The organism is Flavobacterium frigoris (genome assembly GCF_900111075.1).
Lineage (GTDB): Bacteria > Bacteroidota > Bacteroidia > Flavobacteriales > Flavobacteriaceae > Flavobacterium > Flavobacterium frigoris.
Genome location: NZ_FOFZ01000045.1, coordinates 1 through 1,691, shown reverse-complemented (window position 1 = coordinate 1,691; position 1,691 = coordinate 1). Strand labels below are relative to the sequence as shown.

Annotated in this window: 1 protein-coding gene; it reads left to right on the top strand. The window is 29.0% G+C overall.

Annotated features, from left to right (window positions below):
* Positions 1–582: 582 nt before the first annotated feature.
* Positions 583–1,446 (top strand): hypothetical protein, encoded by an 864-nt coding sequence (locus BMW63_RS17695; RefSeq protein ID WP_074724783.1) that lies wholly within the window; start codon positions 583–585, stop codon positions 1,444–1,446.
* Positions 1,447–1,691: the final 245 nt, after the last annotated feature.

Here is a 1,691-nt window from a genome sequence, read left to right as displayed (position 1 = left end):
GGGAATTTAGTGGAATTTCCGTTTTTTTTCATATATTCGTGTAGCCAAAAATAATCTGCTTAAAAGTTCCCCAACAAGCTAAGCCAGGAAACGTTGCATGAAAGTTTATTTCCCAAAATTGTAAATTCGTTCCGAATTTACGCAAGCGATTATAATTAGATTTTTAAAAAATAATAAACTGCCAAACTTACGCCGAAAAGCCAACTGCCGAATTGCCTAAGTTTGCGAAATATTGAAACGTCCAAAAAAAAATGCCGAATTTAATTAGTTTGTCGGAAAATAGATTGTGACAAACTGAAAAGTGGAAACCAAACTACCGAATTGCCTAAGTTTGCGGAATATTGAAACGTATAAAAAACCAAACTGCCGCATTTACTCAGTTTGTCAAAATTCTGAATTTGAAAATCGTTAAAAATAACAATTAGTTTGAGCTAGAAAACCATCATGCAACACTGGTTTAGCATGATGGGGAATTTAGTGGAACTACCGTATTTTTTCATATATTCGTGTAGCCAAAAATAATCTGCTTAAAAGTTCCCCACCAAGCTAAGCCAGGGAACGTTAGCGGTAATCATAAAAAAAATGACGGAAAAACCAAAATATTATTTACTCAAAAAGCACTTTTTCCTATTAGGTTTACTAATATTAATATTTAATGATTTCTATCTTAAATATGCATTTTCAAATTTTGTAACAGGTAAATTATCTGACTTTGCAGGTCTTTTTATTTTTCCATACTTTATTTCAATTTTTTTTGAAAAGAATGCGAGTAAAATTTATTTTTTAACTTCTGTAATTTTTACTTTATGGAAATTTGAAATTTCTCAACCATTTATAGATTGGATTTCAAATTATACAAATTTGGCTTTTTACAGAACAATAGATATAACAGACTTAATCGCATTAACAATTTTGCCCTTTTCATATCTCTATTTCAAAAGAAAACTAACTGAAATAGAAAACACAAATACTGTTTTTAACTCTGCCATTGGAATTTTATGTATGTTTATTTTTGTGGCTGATTCAAATCCTAGACAATCATTTATCTTAAAAAACATTTCAAATAAGAAATATGAAATTTCTTTAAATAAAGATTCAATATTTCAAAAATCAGATTTTAGAGGTGAATACGACAAGAATAGAACTGACAATTCATTTTCTTTTTGTTTTGAAATACCAGAATATAATGCTCAAGTTACAGCAATTACAACAGTTCAAAAGACAACAAACAACATTACAACAATCAAACTTGACAGCATAACAGAAATTGAAGTTTATGGAAAATTATTTATTGGAATTAAACAAAGTAATATAGATAACTGTAAAAAATTAACGCCTGAAGATTTAGAAAAATACTTCCAATTAAATTGTATAAATTATTTAACATCAAACACTGAATCAATAGAAAAACCATATTATGTTTACTATTCAAATGACTATAAATAAAATGACTACCGCTAACAGCGGTTTTGCGCTATTGCGAGAAAAGTGCTAAATTCACGTTTATCTTTCGCAAGAAATTTAGTAGTAATAGAAAATACTCGGTTACGAAATTCGTAACCTCGCGTAGCCGCGAAACGTTATAAGCCATTGTAGCGCAGAGTCAGGAATCTAACGCAATTTTAAGACAAAAAATACTTAAAATTGTAATATGAAAACAGCTTACAAAAGACTCAATCGTGACCATAGAA